The 19,884-nt window shown below is 58.2% G+C and carries 10 protein-coding genes and 3 pseudogenes; 10 read left to right on the forward strand and 3 right to left on the reverse strand.

Translation table 11 applies throughout. From position 1 onward, the window contains the following. Window positions 1-746 precede the first annotated feature (746 nt). The 3 genes from NKK52_RS30670 (at window position 747) to NKK52_RS30680 (ending at window position 5,658) form a co-directional block, all read left to right on the forward strand. Window positions 747-2,051: a lysine N(6)-hydroxylase/L-ornithine N(5)-oxygenase family protein gene (locus NKK52_RS30670; RefSeq protein ID WP_023685653.1), complete on the forward strand. Its 1,305-nt coding sequence runs from the start codon at window positions 747-749 to the stop codon at window positions 2,049-2,051. Window positions 2,052-2,550: 499 nt separating this feature from the next. Further along, entirely contained in the window at window positions 2,551-3,330 is a 780-nt protein-coding gene (locus NKK52_RS30675) for a phytanoyl-CoA dioxygenase family protein (protein WP_023685652.1), read from the forward strand. Between the two features lie 324 nt (window positions 3,331-3,654). Next, window positions 3,655-5,658: a class I tRNA ligase family protein gene (locus NKK52_RS30680; RefSeq protein ID WP_023685651.1), complete on the forward strand. Its 2,004-nt coding sequence runs from the start codon at window positions 3,655-3,657 to the stop codon at window positions 5,656-5,658. A 912-nt stretch (window positions 5,659-6,570) separates the two neighbouring features. Here the strand turns inward: NKK52_RS30680 and NKK52_RS30685 are convergent. Both NKK52_RS30685 and NKK52_RS32330 read right to left on the reverse strand, forming a co-directional pair. Next, window positions 6,571-7,854, reverse strand: coding sequence for an ATP-grasp domain-containing protein (locus tag NKK52_RS30685; protein ID WP_023685650.1), 1,284 nt, complete (start codon window positions 7,852-7,854; stop codon window positions 6,571-6,573). A 160-nt stretch (window positions 7,855-8,014) separates the two neighbouring features. Then, window positions 8,015-8,602: pseudogene (locus NKK52_RS32330) on the reverse strand (transposase); the annotation flags it as partial. 782 nt (window positions 8,603-9,384) lie between these two features. On the opposite strand from NKK52_RS32330, the gene NKK52_RS30695 reads away from it, so the two are divergent. Then, window positions 9,385-12,105 (forward strand): AMP-binding protein, encoded by a 2,721-nt coding sequence (locus tag NKK52_RS30695; protein ID WP_245263165.1) that lies wholly within the window; start codon window positions 9,385-9,387, stop codon window positions 12,103-12,105. Then, a complete protein-coding gene (locus tag NKK52_RS30700; protein WP_084634057.1) occupies window positions 12,102-13,046 on the forward strand; it encodes a PhzF family phenazine biosynthesis protein in 945 nt (314 codons plus the stop codon). Before NKK52_RS30695 ends, NKK52_RS30700 begins: the two co-directional genes overlap by 4 nt. A 51-nt stretch (window positions 13,047-13,097) precedes the next feature. Here NKK52_RS30700 and NKK52_RS30705 read toward each other — a convergent pair. Next, window positions 13,098-14,172, reverse strand: a pseudogene (locus tag NKK52_RS30705) (IS630 family transposase). A gap of 157 nt (window positions 14,173-14,329) precedes the next feature. On the opposite strand from NKK52_RS30705, the pseudogene NKK52_RS30710 reads away from it, so the two are divergent. From NKK52_RS30710 to NKK52_RS30730, 5 genes and pseudogenes are all read left to right on the forward strand, one after another. Continuing rightward, a pseudogene (locus NKK52_RS30710) lies at window positions 14,330-14,774 on the forward strand (hypothetical protein); the annotation flags it as partial. A gap of 641 nt (window positions 14,775-15,415) precedes the next feature. Continuing rightward, window positions 15,416-16,438, forward strand: coding sequence for a dipeptidase (locus tag NKK52_RS30715; RefSeq protein ID WP_023685646.1), 1,023 nt, complete (start codon window positions 15,416-15,418; stop codon window positions 16,436-16,438). A 49-nt stretch (window positions 16,439-16,487) separates the two neighbouring features. Next, complete coding sequence (locus NKK52_RS30720; RefSeq protein ID WP_023685645.1) at window positions 16,488-18,008, forward strand: ABC transporter substrate-binding protein; 1,521 nt, start codon at window positions 16,488-16,490, stop codon at window positions 18,006-18,008. 58 nt (window positions 18,009-18,066) lie between these two features. Then, window positions 18,067-18,984 carry an ABC transporter permease gene (locus NKK52_RS30725; protein WP_023685644.1) on the forward strand — a complete coding sequence of 306 codons (918 nt, stop codon included), beginning with the start codon at window positions 18,067-18,069 and terminating at the stop codon, window positions 18,982-18,984. Next, window positions 18,981-19,874 carry an ABC transporter permease gene (locus tag NKK52_RS30730; RefSeq protein WP_023685643.1) on the forward strand — a complete coding sequence of 298 codons (894 nt, stop codon included), beginning with the start codon at window positions 18,981-18,983 and terminating at the stop codon, window positions 19,872-19,874. Before NKK52_RS30725 ends, NKK52_RS30730 begins: the two co-directional genes overlap by 4 nt. Window positions 19,875-19,884 lie beyond the last annotated feature (10 nt).

The following is a 19,884-nucleotide window of genomic DNA, read 5'->3' on the forward strand; positions in this document are numbered from 1 at the left end:
GGGACAGCCAGTGCAACGGCACGATAGGGCGAAGGATCTGGCAGCTCTTGCAACTGCTGAGGCTCGATTGGACACGGCATGTCGTGATCTGTCCGACAGAGACGCAGGGTTCTGCACTGTCCGTTCATGAAGACTGTGCTGGTCCCATGAGTATTCCGATGCAGAGGGTGCCCGATTAGCTATTCGGAAAAAGGCGACATCCGAAGTGCAAATCGGTCGCCGCCCTGAAGCGTCCCCCTCAATGTCGGATTTCGGACAGGATCGTAGTTCCGCCAACCCATTGTTTAATATAGTTTCCTTCTCTGGCATGGCCCATGCATGGGACTCTGCGAATGCATCAGCGAGACGTTGTCCATGATCATGCGCACCGAAAATGCCGTCGCCGTAGTGAACACCGCGCTCTCGCCTGCCATCAAGTCGCCGAAAGGACGGCGCGTCATGGTCGGGCCGGCGATTGGGCCGGCTTCAAACACCTTAATGGGCCTGCAAAGCGTCTCGCGTGACGGCCACGCGGGCATCCAGACGAACGGAAAGGCATACATCGTTGCCCACGTCGCCGGCCTGACCCCTCGATTTACCGCGCCGGAATGCTCCGGTCCACATTCGACGACGCGAACGCGCTGGACAAATTCTCGCAAACCCGGTCGGGACCGGTGCTCCGAACGTCCGCGAGGGGGGGCCAGTGGCTGCGGCCGATATTCGCCGCGAACAAGCAGCCTAGTGGGAAGACTCTATAGGAGGAAGCAGTGGAGTTATCTTGCGTTGGGATCGGTGCTGGCCCGTCCAATTTGAGCCTTGCGTGTCAGCTACACGAGCAAGTCGGGAAAGGGGCGGTGTTCCTGGATCGGCAGGTCGACTTCCGCTGGCATCCAGGCAATGCATTCGATTCCTCCGAGCTCCAGGTCAGCCACTTCAAGGACCTGATCACTCTAGTGAATCCGCGATCAGCCTACACTTTCGTAAACTTCCTGCACGAAAAGGGGCGTCTGTATCACTTCCTGAACGCACAGTTCGAAGCCGTGCTCAGAGTGGAGTTCGAACAATACCTGAACTGGGTCTTCCACAGGAACCCACTTGTGCTTGGCGGCGAGACAGTGCGCGAAATCCGCTTTGACGGCGAGTTTCGGGTGCGGACGGATAAGGCGGTTCTCGGCGCCAGAGACGTCGTGGTCGGCATTGGCAAGCAGGCGCAAATTCCGCCTCAGTTCCAGGGCTGGACTGGACGCAACCTGTTCCACTCATCTGTTTTACTGCACATCCACCCTGAGGTGCGGAGAAAGCATGTCTGCGTGGTCGGCGGAGGACAATCGGGAGCCGAGGTGATGTTGCATCTTATCGGCCTGCCGAAAGAACGGCGGCCTGCCTCGATCACTTGGGTCTCGCAGCGCGAAAACTATCTGCCTCTGGACAACAGCCCGTTCACAAACGAGTTGTTCATGCCCTGCTTTTCGGATCGTTTCGCGGCCATGAGCGAGTCGCAGCGTAAGCTGCTCCTGCGGCGTTTCGTGCTTGCCTCGGACGGCATTTCAGAAAGCACGTTGCGGGCGATCTATCAGGCGCTCTACCGCCACGCATTTTTCGAGCCAAACCGATCCGACATCACACTGCGGCCGGGCTGCACCGTCTCGCACTGCATCAACGCCGGCGCGGGTCACAGGCTGACCCTGCAGCACGGCATGGTCGAGGTCGAAGAAGTCGCGGCTGACATCGTCGTGCTGGCCACCGGTTACGAGAACGCGATCCCAGACTTCTTCGAACCTATCGCGCACCGGCTGGAGCATATCGACAATGAATTAGCTATTCGCGAGGATTTTTCGGTGAGCTGGGACGGACCGCGTGACAGACGCATCTTCGTACAAAATGCGAGCCTCGGGCAGCGCGGCCTGGCCGATCCGAACCTAAGCCTGCTGGCCTGGCGCGCGCGCCGCATCCTCGATAGCCTTATTGGGCGCGCGCCATGCGCGAACCCCGAGCATCCTGGCTTCATCAGCCATACCTCGATCGAGAGCTGGCCCGCCCCCGCAGCCGAAGAAATGGGCAGCGGGATATGACTCGTAGACTTTTGATCATCGGCGGTGGCATCCTAGGAATGATGTCCGCCTCCGCTGCGGCGAAGGCCGGAGGCTTCTCCGAAATTGTGACCGAACAAGTTCTTGGACCAAGCGGCGCATCGCATTATTCTGGGGGCGTGCATTTCCCCTACGGTTGTCAAGACCGTACCAGGTCGCTCACTCGAAAGAGCGCCGTGGTGTTGGCGGCCATGGCTGGGTCGGCGGTCGGATGGTGCCGGCCTTTAGCGACGCGTGTCGCGGCTGGACCGGGTGAACCGAATGATCCGGCCCAGTTTACCGAAGCCCTGGACCCGGCTGAGCCTGACATAGGCAGTCTCGCGCCGAGCTTCTGCGGACAAAATCCGTCGGAGCGGAACGCACTTAGCATCGCCGTCCCACATGCGCGGGACCGTCTCCGTGGACCCGCAACTTCCCCAGCGCCCGACTGCCCTAATTGGGATGTCCGACCAACCAGTCTTTCCAACAGGAGGCTTTTCGCATGTTGACTGATGCACAAAGAGACAAGTGGAAGAAAGACGGATACGTCAGGCTCGAAAGCTTCTTTGCGCCAGCGGCTCAGGAAGATATCTCTAATTTTGTCGAAGATATGTCACGCTGGGATGTCAGCGATGATAAATGGCTCATGTGGTTCGAGAAGACGACGGACAATCGAAAGATCATCTCCAAGATCGAGAATTTTCTCGATTTCCATGATCCATTGCGCCGTTTGCTCTTAGAAGATCAGCGCATAAAGTCAGCGGTCGAGGATTTGCTTGGCGAAGATTCGCGCAGGCTCAAGGAGTTGCTGATTTTCCACTACCCAGACAGCGGCGGCTATCTCCCGCATCAGGACATTTATCATATTCCACACAAACTCCCCGACCGGATGGTCCATGCGGTGGTTGCCATAGCCATCGACGATTCCGACCCGGAAAACGGCGGGCTTTTCTTCAGCCCCGGCAACCACAAAAAGGGGGTCTTTCCCATGGATGCCGGTGGGGTGATCTATCCTCAAATAGCCGAAACGTTCTCCTGGGAACCCGTAGTATGGAAGGCTGGCGACATCTTCATCTTCGACGATTACGCACCGCACTACTCACGACCGAACAAAAGCAATCGTTCTCGGCGGACACTCTACTTGGTGTTCCAGCGTGCCTCAACCGGTGGGCCGACCCGCGCTGAATATAACGTGCTTAAGCGCGCCCTTAACCCGCCCGAGGGCAAAGTGGCCGATCTCGACAATCTCAAGCCCCCAAATGGGATCTTCTATCGCGATTGAGCTCACGCAGCCAGGCGGAGGCATGCACACTAAACTGATCGACCGCTCAAAAAATGCGCGGACGGTATGGCGGTCTGATTTTCGGGCTCGCGGAGCATCGGACGCTTCGGCCACGTGGATTGTGGAGGTGGTCGCAGGCGGTCTTCCGTGTGCCTACAGCCCGACTAGCGCCCCCCTTGGTCGCCCGCCTGCCGGCCCAGAGCTGCACTATCCTGGCCGGGCCGCCAACGGGTCGGACTGCCGTTTCTCTCCATGAAGTGCACTTGAGGCTGTTCGTTGCAGCCGAAGGTCCGGCCCACTCTTCAACAGCTTAGGTTCGTTGTCATGCGCAAATACACGTTTTCTCGAACGGAGCTGTCGCGGGCGTTCGGTATCGACACGGCCACGCTTGGAACGGGCAGCGCTCGCACGGGGTTTTCGTTCGGAAAGGTTGGACCCGGGGTCACATCCGAGCCCCATCGGCACGACGAAATCGAGGCCTTCGTGGTCCTGTCTGGCGCGGGCAAGGTCACCACCGACCTTGGGGAAATCTCGGTCGCGGCCGGCGACGTCGTTCTGTTCCATCCTTTTGAAGCGCATGTGCTGCGCAACGACGGGAACAAAGACCTAGATTTCGTCGCTGTCTACTGGCGAGACGGCGAGGCCGCCCTTGATGCCGCTGCAAAGTTCACGGCTCCACGCGGCCCAATCTTCGTCTTCTCCACGCCGCCAACGCCAAATGGCGATCTGCATCTGGGGCATCTTTCTGGCCCCTATTTCGGCGCTGATGTCTATACCCGTTTCCTGCGCATGAAAGGACTCGAGGCCTATCACCTGACCGGAAGCGACGATTACCAGAGCTACGTCGCGACACGCGCCGATGCCGATCAATCGACTCCTGCAAACGTGGCGCGCTACTACGCCGACGAGATACGCGCCACGCTTGCACTTCTCGATTGTGAACTCCACAGCTTCCAAGCCACAATGGGCGATGACGGTTACGGCGAGTTCCAAACCGCGTGTTTCCGGAGTCTTCTGAGCAGCGCGGCGGTAGATTTGCGCCAGAGCCCTGCGCTTTTTGATGCCGTGACAGGCCACTATCTTTACGAGCCGGATGTTGGCGGCCTCTGCCCCGATTGCGGCGGCTCCGCCGCTGGCAACATCTGCGAGGAATGCGGTGCCCCAAACCTTTGCCACGACTTAGGTGCAGCGCGGTCACGGAAGTCTGCAAAGGCGCCGGTGGTCGGCTCCCTCCGCCGTCCGGAACTTGCCATGGACCAATGCTACGACAATATCGACCGGCATCTAAGGGCGTCGGGCGTCCCGCTACGGATCTTGGATCTCTTCGCGCGCCTGCGCCAACGCGGCGACTTCTCAGTGCCCATTACCCACCCCTCGGACTGGGGCCTGCCGGCCGAGGGGTTCCCGGGGCAAGTGATCTGGGTGTGGCCGGAGATGGCATTCGGTTTTCTGTACAACATCCAGGCGCTCGGCCGCTCGATGGGTCGCGACTGGAAGGCGGAAATGCCCGGCAACGACTGGCAGATTGTCCATTTCTTCGGCTTCGACAATTCGTTCTACCACGCGCTACTCTACCCCGCTCTTTACGCCGAGGTCTTCTCCCACTGGACGCCACGCATCCGCTATCACGTCAACGAGTTCTACCTGCTCAACGGCAAGAAATTCTCAACCAGCTGCCGCCATGCGGTCTGGGGCAAGGAGGTTCTGAGCCCAAAGACAGTCGACGTCGTGCGCCTCCATTTGGGCCTGACACGCCCAGAAGGTGAGCGGACGGATTTCACGCTGGACGCGCTGCGCCGCACTGAGAACGAGGTGTTCCAAAGGATCTGGCTGAACTGGCTTGAGGCGTTGAACCAGGAAATCAAGCAGGATTTTGCCGGTCGTGTACCCGATGCAGGCGATTGGAGCCCGGTCGACCGCGCCTTCTTTGCTCGGATAGAGATCTATCGCGCGGCGATGGAGCGCGCCTATTCGGACGAAGGCTTCTCGGTTCGGCGCGCGGCCGCTCAGGTCTGCGATTTCGTGCGCGATTGTGTAATCTACCGTGGGGCGCGAGACTATACGGCGGCCCGACGTTTCTATCCCGCCCGCAATCGGACTTCGACAGCCCTTCAGACGACGGCCGCTGCGATCCTGGCACCGACACTCGCTCCGCTGATGCCCCGCTTCGCCAGAACGCTGGCGCGAGGCATCGATGGCGTCTCAACCGAAACATGGCCCCGATCCGCCCAGCGCCTTGCGCCCGGAACGCGCTTTGATCTCGGACCCGTGTTGGTGTTCTACGCCAAATCCGGCAATCCTCATCTTGATGAGGAGGAAGCACTATGAGCCCAAAGGTGCACCAGTGAGCTGTCCCAATCTCGACCAGATCTGCGCGGTAATCAAAGCCGACGATGCCAAATATCTTGACTCGCTGTCAGTGGCGACCGAAGCCGCTATCAAACGGTAGAGACCAGAGTAGCGGACCAGAACCAACGCGTCGTCGACAACCCTGGCCCGCCCTTGGAGGACCGCCCGGCCGATCGCTTCCCAGCCCTTGCTGTTCGTTCCGCAAATGCCGTGTGGGCTCGACTGCGCTGACCAACCTCTTCGGCATCGGGATTTCCGTCCTCCAGCCGGTCAAGGCTGTCATGCGGTTCGACCCGCTTGGTCTCCTGGCGAACCCTGGGTCGTGCGCCGATCACTACTGTGAATGCTGAATGCGAATGCCTGCGTGATGCTATCTTCGGTTCTGTCCGAGTCTGTACCGGCACGGCAGTCGGCCGAAGAACAACTGAGCTACTGACATCGGAAGGTAGCAAATTCTGCCCTACAAACCCGCTACTGCTCGCAACCAGCGTTCACGGTGGCGATGGTGCGCAAGCTTCCAACCAGACCCGCGCAACCACAGCCCGTCGCCTCAGGCGAGGGCCGCCAAAAATCGCGAGCGTCGAGAGATACATCCAGTTTTTTAGGGTCGGCTAAGCTGTGTCTAACGAAAGTAACGTGACATGGACTCAATCTTCAAGCCAAGTACCTCGTACCTGTCCGCTCTCCTGCGTCTGCAATGACTGCGGAGCCGATCTTGACGATCAGCCTGCGAGCCGACTCTTGGGCCGTCCTCGTTGGAACTTTTTTTCTAAGCTCTTCTTGCATCCAATAGCGTTTAGTTGGTGAGCAGCCAGAGACAAAAATTGGGATCTCTCATCAAATTGCGTCTCTCTGTCTCGCGCTTTCGATTGGATCAATGTTCCGAGACGATCACCTTTTGTCTGGTGCCACCTGCGCTGGTGCGGAGAGTTGAGGGGCCGCACACTGTTCCTGATCGCCGGCGGTCGGAAATGGTGTGATCGACCAATCGATTAAATCGACGGCCTGCTGAAGTACCGCCTCGGTACGAGCCCGGATGGGTGAGGCGGCGATAACATGTCCGATCCAGTCCCGGTGATCGCCTTTCCTGACGATCCGCGTCTTGGGCCCAATATAGAATTCGACCTCGGCGACGCCTGGGACAGCAGTCGCCCGACTGTCCCCGTCGATCCATTCGAGCGTGCCATCGCGATCCGGAACTAGGATTCGCGCAGCCGCAATCTGCGAATGCCTTCTACGCAAATCCCATTCCTCGCCGATGACAAGCTTAATGTGCTCGGTGATTAGGTCGACACCATAAGCCAGCTGAATCATTTGAGGATTGGGCAAACCCGCCATACGCGGATTGACTTCAATGACGACTGGCCCACGCTTCGTCCACCGGAGTTCAATGTTCGTTGGCCCCCAGCCAAGGCCGAGAGCTCGCAAACTGTTTTGCGAAATATCTACGATGCGCTCATTCTCATCATCTGTCAGCGGGGCCGGTAGAGTCAATTCACGAAAGACGAAATGCGGTGGGGGGCCGAACTCTCCGGCATAAATCCCAATGACCTCATTTCCCATTATGTCGGCGCAATAGTAGGGGCCTTGTGCGAATTCTTCGACCAGTATCCTCGGTGACGACCGCCACATGTGCTTCCCACCCAACAGATAGGTCGTATGTTCGGCCACCTCATCGATGTCGCGGCACAATCGGACACCACTGCTGCCGACTCCTACGGCTGGCTTGAGAACCACCGGAAAGCCGATCTCCCCGGCAGAGCGTGTTACATCCTTCGCATCCGTTGCCAAGCGATAAGACGGCACTGGAACGACGGCCTCCCTGAGGAGCTCACGTTGAACGAATTTGTTGCAACATCGTTCAATAGACGTTGGGTCTGGCCCCGGTAGATCGAAATAGCGGCAGAGCTTGCCAACTGTCGCATAGACCGACTCATTGGCGCACGTAATGCCAGCAATGCCATAGGTCGCACGAAGCCGGGAACATTCGTCGGTCAAGGCATCGAGGTCGGCTGTATCGACACGGATTGCCTCGGCCTCTTCCCTCGCAATATAGTCATACTGAGCTGGATCAGCCGATAGGGTAATCGAATGAAGGCCAAGACGCTGGGCTGCCTGGATGTATAACAGACCAGTCCTCGAGCCTTCAACCAGGATAAGTACTCTTTTGGTCATTGGCTTTTGCATTTTTGATGCGCCCTAATCTCAGACCTGTCGTGAAATTATCACGGGTCGACGATTTAAGGTTGTGAAGTTGTATGAATGAATTGTAAACGGCTGTTAATGTGGCCGCTGGATCCTGGGGCGAAAGCGGTGGCGATGGAGGCTAAGAGTGTTGGCCGCTATCGCCGGCATGGGCAAGTACGTTCCTCACCAAGTGGATGCGATAGCGCTGCCATATGGCCGACAAAACCTTGGTGCGCCGCGTTCTTGGCTTCATGGGCATTGGAGACGCCGAGTCGCGAGGCCGCAACGGGTCATCTTGCGCAGGAACTCCGTCCAATTGGCTCGCCCTCAGACGAGACGTGCCAATCTCTATCCCCAGTACCTCGCGTCGTCCGTCCGCGTGACGCCGACGGTATGACGACGGCGACCGAGACGATCGGCCCACCACGGCGGACCTTCGGGCAAGTGGCGTCAACCCACAGGTATGGCCGATCGCCCTCGATCGGCCGCTCGAAGAAAGGCCTCACGTTGATACCAGGCTGCCGCTCACCCCTTGGCGTCAATCGCCGGGTCGAGATGGGCTCAAAATATAGCTTCCTGGATGACGGCGGTCAGCGCGGCGGGGGTTCGAGTAAACCCGGGGAGTACTTCCTTCCTGAGCTTCGGTGCGCAGCTCGACGGCGCCGGAGCGCGCCTCCTTGTCGCGCTCGCGACGTTGCGGGTGGGCGGGGCGCAGCGGGTTCTTCTCGCTATAGGCGGGGCCGATGGCTGCGCCCACCTCCATTTCCATTCGCCGTTCGGCAAGCCGACCATCTGCGCAGACATGTTGCTCAACTCCTGATCCCTTTTTGGGGTTGCCCGCAAGGCAAATGCCCGCAGGCGGCAGCGTCCGCATTCAATGGGCCATCAAGAGTCGTGCCATTTTGCTCGCTGCTGCTACTGCTGGCAGCCGTTTGTCAGGGTGTGCATCGCGCACAACGAAGGGACTCGAGGAGCCACCAGCGATCAGATCGCTCGGTCGAAAACGCGCAGTGACCTTAAGGATCTGGATGTCTTGGCGGTGTCGAACGTTCCGCAACATTCCCCTTTGAACGTTTATCCATTGTCGGAAAGCGGACAGAACCGCGTTCGCGCAGACAAATTGAATGAGGACCTCGGAAGCGAACGGTGTTGAACCGAAATTGTTTTTCGACTTGGCACAGCTCATGCGGTTGTACAGTGAAGTTCATGCAGCAACGGACTAGCGACGAAACATTGCGCGAGGTGATGAGCGTTGGTGGGAACTGCCCACTTACTGGCATGCTCCAGCCTTTCGATGAAGCAGGGTAAGGCGACCGTCAGCTTGCCGCTGTCGACTTTTGGCAGCAATCACTGTCCGGGCGCCAAGGTATTTAAGCCAGTCCCGGATACATCGACCGGCCGCCACTCAGGAGATCATGCGACTCGCAAATGAAGACCCTCCGTCGCCGCCGGGCTGCTCAGCACGTCGGCTGCACGGGGCGGATGCGTAAGAACTCGAGAGCTTTGGAGAGAACCCAAATGAAGATGCTGACGATGCAGACTCTAACGCCGACCCTCTCGGGTCCGCGCCGGCCGTTGCGTTTTGGGCGCGAGTCGTTAGCCAACCTCATCGCAAAGAATTTGGACAGGTTTGCGTCGAATATTGCTGTGCGCACGAACGATAATGGCGACGTGAGTTACCGCGAGTTGGGGATGTCCGCGTCCGGCCTTTCAGGGCGCCTGAAGGCTGCTGGGGTCGGCCATGGTGATGCGGTCATTGTCAAACTTCCCCGATCTGTAGAACTGGTTGCGACCATTTTGGCTACTCAATTGCTTGGTGCAGCCTTCGTTCCTATTGACCCAGCGGAAACCGACCAGCGATTGGACTATATCCGCCGCAACACGAAACCCAAGGCCATAGTCGAGCACCATTCCAATGGTTCGATCCGCGTCGAGCGCCTTTCGCAGAGCGGCGGCATCAAGTCAGCCTTCTCGGAGATCGCCTATATCATGCATACCTCCGGAACCACTGGAATCCCGAAAGGGGTGCCGGTTTCCCAGGCAGCTCTTCTGAATTTGGTCGACTGGTATGTCGACATGATCGATTTCTCGGAGCGAGCTAGCATTTCGCAGCTTACGCGCCCTGCGTTCGATGTTTCCATTCCCGAATTCTTCGTACCATTCGTGACAGGCGGTGCGATAGTCTTGCCATCCACTCAACTGCAAACACAGATTATTCAGACGATCGAGTTTCTGGCTCATAGCCGAACCAACGTCGTTCAGATGGTGCCGACGCTGCTGCGACGGTTTCTTGGAACTGTTGAACGTCTGCCTCATATTGCTGAGCAATTCACCGATCTAAAATATCTGGTATGCAATGGTGAGTCCTTGCCAGATTCAGTTAGGCGGCGATTCTATTCGTGCCTTCCCAATGCCATTCTAATAAATAGTTATGGTCCTACCGAGTGCTGCGTTGCCGTTAGTTACCACTATTGCCCTCGAGGTGATGAAGCCAGTCCGATGTTCATCGGCAAGCCAGCGTGCAACGTCGATTTCTTTGTTGTCGATGAGAACGGGTCCAATGTTGGCCTTGAGGCCGAGGGCGAGCTCTGGGTGGGAGGCGTGCAGACGTCACATCGCTATGTCGCTGATGAAGCACAATCGAAATTGCGCTTCGCGCGATGCATAACGGACAATGGTGAGCAAGTTCTGTATCGCACTGGTGATTACGTCATGGCTTCGTCAGAACACGGTCTGCGGTTTCTCGGAAGAAAGGATGAGCAAATAAAGTTTCGCGGAACCAGACTGGAGAAAGGGGAAATCACTAGCGCGATCGACCAGACGGGTGCTTGCAGGGACTCAGCGGTGGTCGTGCTAAATGGAGACGACGACGCGGATCAGGAGCTGGTTTGCTTGGTGACGCCTGCGAGCGCCGACGTGGATGAAATTCAGCGGCGGTTATCCCGTGCGCTGCCGAAAGATCGTGTTCCTCGACTTGTTGTGCCTATTGTCGAGCTTCCCTTCACCGCCAATGGAAAACTCGATCAGCTCGCGCTTGAGAGAGCAGCCAAGGAAGCGCTTCGGGCGAATACTAGGCCTGCCGCAGCTCACCCCCAGGCCGGACAGGGAACGGGGTCACCTTTGGATCATCTACTGAAGGCGGTGCGCGCTGTCACGGAACGACCGGCTTTGCCCAACTGCGCGGCCCGGGAACATGGCATTGATTCCCTGCACTTCCTCGACATACAGCTCATGCTGGCCCAAAGCGGCCTCATGTTCGGCGAAGACGTCTATGAAGCGCAAGGCCTGTCGCTCGAGGAGTGGGCTAGGCGAATTCGACCGATCGACCGCACCGGATTTCAAGCGGGCGCTACTGCCGCGTGCGGGCAAGCTTCCGGATTTGGAAACGAGCTCGCGCAAATTGTTGAATACGTCGAATCACGAGCGCCCAGCACCATTGTCCTGCACTCATCTTTGGTGGCGCTGAGGAACGTAAGTGCGGATGAGGTAACGTCCACTCTTCTGAAAGCATTAGTGCGCGTCTCCGCTTCCTCCACAGTTATTCTCCCCGCGTTCACGTTGAGCTACTGCGCCACCCGGCATTTTCACTGGACGGAGACGAAGTCCGAGACAGGCGTATTGGCCGATCTAGTGTTGAGACAGCTTCCCTCCAGGCGCACCAAACATCCCGCCTATTCGATGGTCGTTATCGGCCCGGGAACGGAACGATTGTGCCAGACAGATTGGTGGCAGGGCAGCCCGTTTGGCGATGACTCGATATTTGGCGAGATCAGCCGCTCAGATGGTTTGATTATCGGCCTCGGCACATCAAGCTTTACACATGTGCATAGGTGCGAGCTGTTAGGGGACGTACCTTACAGCAAGACAATTAACCTAAGGGGGCTCGCTGACTTCGGAGAAGGTCCGGTGGATCTCTCGACCTCGGTTTATGCTCGCGACGTTAAGGGTCGACCCGAGTATTCCTTCTTGGCACACGATACTCAGCGCGACGTTCGCGAAATGAGAGATGTGCTGCGGCAGTTCCCAATAGGCGGGACCCACGCGATGTTGGTGGACGCAAGAGAGATGGAGGCCAAGCTGGTTCCCGTCATGCGGGCCGAGCCATATGGCTTTTTGGACGAGAGAGCCAGAGCCGAGGCGCAACGCGCATATCCGAGCGAAGAAGAGCAGGCCGACCCAGGCTTTCAAGTTTCGACGGAACTTGATGATCTCAGCCCGAGTCCGGGAGTTGAGATATGACCCCTGGCAAGCAAGGTTTCGTCAGCCCACCTAGCTCAAGTCAGGAAACGTTTGATGCGACTCGATCGGATTGCGATTTGCCGACGGTCGTTCATGCGTTTGCGGACGACCGCTTCGCCGGCAATCCGGCGGCAGTCGTGCTCTATGAGAAATATCCGGCAACGGCCGAGTGCCTCCGGCTGGCGCAACGGTTTCGCCAGCCTGTCACCGTCTTTCTTCGCCCGTTGGAAGTTGCAGGTCATTTCGAAATTCGCTGGTTCACGCAGAACGCCGAACTGGATCTCTGCGGGCATGGAACGCTGGCGGCGACATACTGGCTTTATTTTTTCGCCGACTACGGCCGGCACCTTCGAGTGTCCTATCAGTCGCAAAGCGGCCTTCTCCACGGTTGGCTGGAAGGGGACGTCGTGCAAGTCGCGCTTCCGGCAATCGACACGGCTGCGGCAAATTCCATGGAATATGAAACGATCGAACGGTGCATGGGCCTGCCGATCAAGGAAGTTCGGAGGGCGTATGATGATTTCGTTGTCGTCGTCGGCGACGAACGTCTCGTTCTTGACTATGAGCCGAATTTTCGGACCATAGCAGAGATCGATTGCCGCGGTCTCGTTCTCACGGCTCTTGTTGATCCAAAAGGAGCACTCGCCGAGTTTGATATCGTGTCAAGGTTCTTTTCGCCGAGGATCGCTATCAATGAGGATCAGGTCTGCGTGTCCGCGCACTGCAAGCTCTATCCCTATTGGGCAAGGGTCCTGGGGAGGACGGAGCTGCGTGCGCTGCAGGCATCTGAGAGTGGAGGAGTGTTGCAACTCTCATCATCCGATGGTCGTGTGATCGTCGCAGGAAAAGCCAAGCTAGGGAACGAAGGCCCGCTAGATGATCACCACGGATTGCCGTTTGCGTGGAAACGTTGGCCACGAACTTTGCAAGGGCGCGAATAGCAGGTGCCGTGAGAGGCTTATCCGAAATAGTCGCCGTGCGCTCCGGCTAGACTAGGTGTGGATGGAATCTAACATTTGGTGCCCACGTTTGACGGCGGCAATGATCTTGTCGGGGTCGGCGGTCCAACTGAAGGGCTTTGGTTGCTGGTTGTGCTCTTCGAGGAAGCGGTTGATTTGGGCCTGGAGGTCGACGACGGGTGGAAGGCGCCGCGCCTGAGGCGACGCTTCGACAGCTTGGCAAAGAAGCCCTCGACCGCGTTGAGCCACGAGCACGAAGTCGGCGTGAAGTGGAAAGTGAAGCGCTGACGGCGATCGAGCCAGGCCCGCACCTTGGGATGCTTGTGAGCGGCGTAGTTGTCGAGGACGACGTGGACGGCGTTGCTGGCCGGAACATGCGCCTCGATGGCGTTGAGGAAGCGGATGAACTCCTGATGGCGATGCCACTGCACGTTCCTGCCGATAACGGTGCCGTCGAGCACGTTGAGGGCGGCAAACAGCGTGGTCGTGCCATTGCGCTTGTAGTCGTGGGTCATGGTGCCGAGGCTTCCTTTTTTCATCGGCAGGCCCGGCTGGGTGCGGTCAAGCGCCCGGATCTGCTCTTCTCGTCGACCGACAGCACGATGGCGTGAGCAGGCGGATCGACATAGAGGCCTACGACGTCGCGCAGCTTGTCGACAAGCTGCGGATCGTTGGAGAGCTTGAACTGCCGCCAGCGATGCGGCCGCAGCCCGTGCGCCTTCCAGATGCGACGAACAGCGCTTGCGCTGATGCCAGCCGCTTGCGCCATCATGTCTGCGATCCAGTGCGTCGTCTCGCCCGCGGGTCCTGCAACGTCAGCGCCACCACGCGCTCGGCGACTTCAGGCCCGGGTGGTGGAATGCGCGAGGGCCGCGTCTTGCGCGCAACAGTCCTTGGAAGCCTTCGGCGGCGAAGCGCTCCTGCCAGCGCCACACGCAGGTCTTGGACTTGCCGGTTTGCCGCATGATCTGGACGGTCCCGACGCCGTCGCTGCTCAACAGAATGATCTCGGCGCGCCAAACGTGCTTCTGCGTGCGAGATCCCGGATCAGCGCATTCAGGCGCTGGCGATCAATCAACGAAACGGTGAGGGATATTCCTGTGCGCATGCGCCAGACTCGCATGCAAACCCGCGAAAGGGAATCCCAAGCCGGACTCTTATGTCAGGCGAGAACCACTAGTTTCCGTCCATCACTTTGATATTGTTCGGGGGCCCCTAGGTTTTTGCGCAGGCAAGGTCCGGCGGTTTCAGGTACACTTCGCCTCATGGCGCCGAGTCCAAAGCACAATCCGGCACCGCCGGAGCCGACAAGGCGCCGAGAACGCACCGTCCAAGCCAGCATATTCGATCTTTGTCGCCACGCACGAGATCGGCCATGAGTTGAAGGCGGTCTAGTGGCTGGATGAGCACTATGACCTGCTTGGCGCGAGACTTGGTTCGGTGCGGCGTCAAGACCCCCGGGGCAAAGCGGTGCTGCGCTGTGCGTTTCTCGAGCAACACCGCATTCCAACCTCGAAGACTAGCCTCGTTTCGCGCCTTTGCCCGTCTGCCGTAGTCCCTGGAGCCCGCAGAAGTCGGTGCTGCAAAAGACGATCAGCGCAATTCGGCCAGAGACCTGGGAAGAGATCAATCGAGCGCTGCCGTCGAATGCCCCAACTAAAACTGGAAGACGGTGCGGTCGTGCGGCTGGACAGCACTGTGGCCCCGGCGCAGTCCGAACGTTGCTTGCTCAGAACGATCTGTCGAGCATGGCACGTTACATCTGGAACAATACCAACGGCACAGCGAACTCGTTTGACCATCTCCGTCTTGTTCGTGGCTGGTCAGCCTGAGGTCTTTCGCCACTATCGGCCCAACGGTAGGGCAAGCGGCTGACGGCTTCTCGAGCGGTCGAGCGCCGGGCGATGGGCGCGGTCAGGTCCGGGCTGCCGGGTTCGCCACGGTGATTGTTAGTTGCACGTCGCTTTCATGTTGTCGACCGCGGTCGAACCGATGAATCCCACTAAGGACGCGTCGCAATGCTGTTCGTTGCACCGGCAGAGACGACGAGCATGTTAGCCGAACCTTCGCCAACTTGGTGCTGCGCAGGTGCCGCCGGAATTCAACCTGTCGTCACTGCACGTGCCCGGTCAATTGCCGCCCGAGAGTCCCGCAGAGGACCCCAGCCCGACGGCTGCCGTGCCCAGATGCGGTGGGTTTCCCGGAGTTCCTTCCGCTCCCTTGGTGAGGCGCCGAGATTCTCTTGTGTCGACAGTACGACAATTTTGTTGCATAGATGACAAAATTTTCCTACAAGAAAATCAGGTCGGCTAGTGGACCGGACGCAATGAGGACTGGACTAGGAGGACTTGATGGATGCCACGGAGAAACAGCTGCACGAGGCCGCAATCATCATTGATGCCGTATGCCCGCTTCTGGATGACCATGCGCGAATTGCGGACTACCAGGCTGGCGGTCTGACTGCGATTGCGCCAACCGTGGGGTATTGGCACGGCGCCGGCGCGACGATGCGGACGATCGGATCGTGGCATAGGCTGCTGAGGGAGCGGGATGATCTCGTGTTGGTCCGTGCCGCTGCCGACATTCGGAAGGCCAAGGCACTGGGCAAGACGGGCATCATCATGCACTTCCAAGGGCCGGCACCGATCGAGGACAGTCTCGACCTGATCGACGCTTTCAAAGCGCTTGGCGTTGGCATCATGCAACTCGCGTATAACGTGAAGAACCGCATCGGCGATGGCTGCGAAGAACGCACCGATGCAGGCCTGAGTCGCTTTGGATTGCAAGTAGTCGACCGGATGAACCAAGCGCGCATGATCGTCGATTGCTCGCATACCGGTATTCAGACGACGATGGACGCCATCGAGCATTCTTCTGCGCCCGTCATCATCTCGCACGCAAACGCCAAATCAGTTCATCCGTCGCCCCGCAACATTTCGGACGAGATGATCAAGGCGATCGCTGAGAGCGGCGGCACCATTGGAGTGGTGGGCTTCCCCGGTTTCGTCTCGGGCGACAAGCGTCCGACGATCGACCAGTTTATCGATCATATCGTTTACATGTGCGACCTTGTTGGTACGCAGTGCATCACTCTAGGGATCGATTACTACAGCGGGCAGTCTCCCTACATGGATGATGCCGCTTCGATAAAGGATTATCGTGGGTTCCTTGCCGAAAATATCTGGAGCGCTGACGCCTATCCCGAGCCCCCGCATTTCTATCCCGCAGGCATCGAAACGCCAAAGACCATGTTGGCCCTGACCGAAGCTCTGCTGAGGCGCGGCTTTACGGCTGACGACATTCGCAAGATCTATGGCGATAACCTGCTGCGGATCTACGAAACCATCTGGGGGGATGAAGCAAAAGAAACATGAACGAAACGGTGCATCGGAACTCATTGTCATCGAGAACAGGGGAACTGCAATGAAAAACAAGGTCAGAAAATACAAAGCTGCCGTCGGGCTTCTTGCCCTCATGACAATCGGCCACCCGGCTTTCGCGGGCAAGGCGGACGACACGCTCAATGTTGCCTTTACCAACGAGATCGAGACGCTTGACTACTATACCGGGACCAGCCGAGAATCTCTCTCTGTCGGTCGCATCCTCTACGACGGCCTTGTGTCCAAGGACTTTAAGTCCGGAAAGTTCGTGCCCGAACTGGCCGAGTCATACAAGTTCAACTCCGACACCCAGATCGACTTCAAAATCCGCAAGGGCGTCAAATTTCACGACGGGTCTCCGTTCACCGCCGACGATGTGGTTTTCACCCTAAACCTAGTCTCCCGCCCTGACTTCGGCGCTAAATACGCCATCGCTGTGAATTGGATCGATAAGGCTGAAAAGCTCGACAATGATACTGTCCGACTCACCATGAAGGCTCCTTATCCGTTGGCACTGGAGATGCTCGCCGGCAACGTCCCTATTTACCCCAAGGCCTACTACGAAAAGGTCGGTGCGGCTGGCATGGCTGTCAAGCCCATCGGAACTGGTCCCTATAAACTTGTTGAACTGACGCCTGGTGTCGGAGTCAAGCTTGAGCGATTCCTAGACTACTACAAGGGCGGCCAGAAGGAACAACCGCAGATCGGCAAGATTAACTTCCGGGTCCTGCCGGAAAGCAACACCCAGTATGCCGAATTGCTGAATGGCAACATCGACTGGATCTGGCGTGTTCCCAAAGATGACATCCAGCGGCTTGCCGGTCAACCAGGCGTACACGTCGAAAGCTCGCCTGTTATGCGTTTCGACGAAATCAGCCTCGATCCCCACGTCCCCAACTCACCGCTCGCTGATGTACGCGTTCGCAAGGCCGTCAACTACGCCATCAACCGGAAAGAAATACGCGACGCATTCAAGGGAGAAACTTCTCCGATCATCAACTCGGCCTGCAATCCGGTACAGTTCGGCTGCGAGACCGACGTTACCACCTATGAGTACAATCCGGAAAAGGCAAAGCAGCTGCTCAAGGAAGCTGGATTGGAAAAGGGCATCAACCTGAGCATGGTCATCTCGCCCGAAGGCGTCTCGGTGGCAGAAGCCGTGAAGGCCAACCTCGCCGCGGTCGGGATCAACCTGAACCTCAACAATCTCCAGTATGCAGCGGGCGTAGAACAGTGGCGCGCCCATAAGCAGGACATGTATTATAGTGACTGGGGTTCTTATGGCGTGGGGGATGTCGCGCTGAGCGTTGGTGACTTCTTTGCAGGCACAGGCGACGACGTGGTGAACGACCCTGAGATCGTCGCGCCTGTCGTGGAAGCCTCCAAAATCATGGATAGGGATCGCCGCAAAGCGCTTTATTCAAAGGCTCTGAAGCTGATCGCCGATCGGGCCTATTGGGTTCCACTGTGGGTGTGGAGCATGAACACTGCGATGTCGAAAGACCTCGAGCTGCACATCAATCCAGACGAGTTCATTCCGTTCTACGACGCGAAATGGAAGTGATCTCCTGCCGTCCAGTCGCCACGTGCGGCTGGACGCATAACCCTTGCAGGAGCGCACAATGTTGCATTTTGCAATGCGGCGGATACTGATGGCTTGCCTCCTCACGCTATTTGTATCGTTTGTCGCTTATTCCTTGATCTTTGCGGCTGGTGATCCTGCGGCTGCCTTGGCCGGCCAAGCCTCGACTGCGGCTGATGCCGATCGACTGCGGCATCTCTACGGTTTCGACCGGCCTATTGTCGTCCAATATGTGCATTGGCTCGGTGGAGTTCTTCGCGGGGATTTTGGAACAAGTCTCTATTTCGGGCAGCCGGTCGCCACGCTTCTTATTGATCGCTTTTCGATGACAGCCCAGCTGGGATTCTTCGCCTTGATTTTGGCGCTGCTCATTGCAGTGCCGCTGGGCGTTGTTGCAGGGCGCTGGCCCAACAGCTTTGTGGATCGGCTGGCTTTGCTATTCGCGGTCGTCGGTCAGGCCATGCCCAGCTTCTGGTTTGCCCTTCTGCTGATCATCCTGTTTTCCGTGAAGCTGGCGATCTTGCCGGCCTCGGGCACGGCCTCATGGCAAAGTTTTATAATGCCTACGGTCGTGCTGGGCTATTTCGCCACCCCGGCAATCATGCGCTTGACGCGTTCAGGCATGATATCGGCCCTTGAGGCTGACTATATTCGCACCGCTCGCGCCATGGGGCTCTCGGAGACGCGGGTTCTATTCGACTACGCCCTGCGCAATGCAGCGCTGCCTGTTATCAGTCTGGCGTCGGCGCAGTTCGGTTTCATGCTGGCAGGCTCTGTAGTTGTCGAGAATGTGTTTGCCATTCACGGAGCGGGCTCTCTAGCCTGGGAAAGCATATCGCGAGCCGATCTACCAACTGTCCAGGCACTCGTGCTCTGCTTCTCGCTGTTCTACGTCGTGCTGACCCTGCTGGCCGATATGCTCAATGCTATGCTTGATCCAAGGATGCGCAGCAAATGACCGACGCCTCAGCATATCCAGCAAGATCGGAACCGATTGCACAAAAGAGCAACTTGCTGCGCTGGCTAAGGCACGGCGGGTTGGTGCTAGGGCTCTTAGTCTTGTTCATCGTCGTTGTTATGGCAGTGTTTGCGCCCTTGCTGGCCCCCTATGACCCGTATCTGCAATCGCTTGCAACCCGCTTTGCCCCTCCAATCTGGTTGCCCGGGGGAAGTTGGGTGCACCCGCTTGGCACCGACCAGCTGGGTCGTGATTACCTGTCACGCATCATCTATGGCGCCCAAATCTCCCTGGTAATCGGCGTTGGGACCGCCGTCGTGTCGGGCATCATCGGAACCACTATCGGGATTTGCGCGGGCTATTTCGGCGGCAAGGTGGACAGCGTGGCGATGTTCGTCATCACCGCTCGTTTGGCAATGCCAGTCATTCTGGTGGCGCTGGCCGTGGTGGCGCTGGTGGGGTCCTCACTTACGGTGGTCATGCTGACGCTCGGGCTCTTGCTTTGGGACCGGTTTGCGCTCGTTACGAGGGCCACGACGATTCAACTGAGGTCAACGGAATTCGTGACCGCGGCGCAGTTGCAGGGCGCCTCCGTCCTCCAGATCGTCAGGCACGAGATCCTCCCAAATCTCCTCAACAATCTGGTCGTGGTGGCTACGCTTGAAATGGCGCAGGCGATGATTCTCGAGGCGGCCCTCTCATTCCTGGGTCTCGGCGTGCCGGCGCCCCTCCCGTCATGGGGCCTGATGATTGCGGAAGGCAAAGCCTCGATCCTGTTTGAGCCTTGGCTTATCACTATACCTGGGGCGTTTCTGTTCACGCTCGTCCTTGGCACGAACCTTCTTGGCGATGGTCTGCGCGATCTGCTGTCGCCCGATGGACGCAATTGAAGGAAGGCCA

The organism is Mesorhizobium sp. C277A (assembly GCF_040324395.1).
GTDB lineage: Bacteria > Pseudomonadota > Alphaproteobacteria > Rhizobiales > Rhizobiaceae > Mesorhizobium.

Bases quoted from the DNA above. Each gene is read 5' to 3' on its own strand.
- NKK52_RS30720 (WP_023685645.1), top strand. From the start codon at position 16,488: ATGAAAAACAAGGTCAGAAAATACAAAGCTGCCGTCGGGCTTCTTGCC.
- NKK52_RS30715 (WP_023685646.1), top strand. From the start codon at position 15,416: ATGGATGCCACGGAGAAACAGCTGCACGAGGCCGCAATCATCATTGAT.
- NKK52_RS30725 (WP_023685644.1), top strand. From the start codon at position 18,067: ATGTTGCATTTTGCAATGCGGCGGATACTGATGGCTTGCCTCCTCACG.
- NKK52_RS30695 (WP_245263165.1), top strand. From the start codon at position 9,385: ATGAAGATGCTGACGATGCAGACTCTAACGCCGACCCTCTCGGGTCCG.
- NKK52_RS30675 (WP_023685652.1), top strand. From the start codon at position 2,551: ATGTTGACTGATGCACAAAGAGACAAGTGGAAGAAAGACGGATACGTC.
- NKK52_RS30680 (WP_023685651.1), top strand. From the start codon at position 3,655: ATGCGCAAATACACGTTTTCTCGAACGGAGCTGTCGCGGGCGTTCGGT.
- NKK52_RS30685 (WP_023685650.1), bottom strand. From the start codon at position 7,854: ATGACCAAAAGAGTACTTATCCTGGTTGAAGGCTCGAGGACTGGTCTG.
- NKK52_RS30700 (WP_084634057.1), top strand. From the start codon at position 12,102: ATGACCCCTGGCAAGCAAGGTTTCGTCAGCCCACCTAGCTCAAGTCAG.
- NKK52_RS30730 (WP_023685643.1), top strand. From the start codon at position 18,981: ATGACCGACGCCTCAGCATATCCAGCAAGATCGGAACCGATTGCACAA.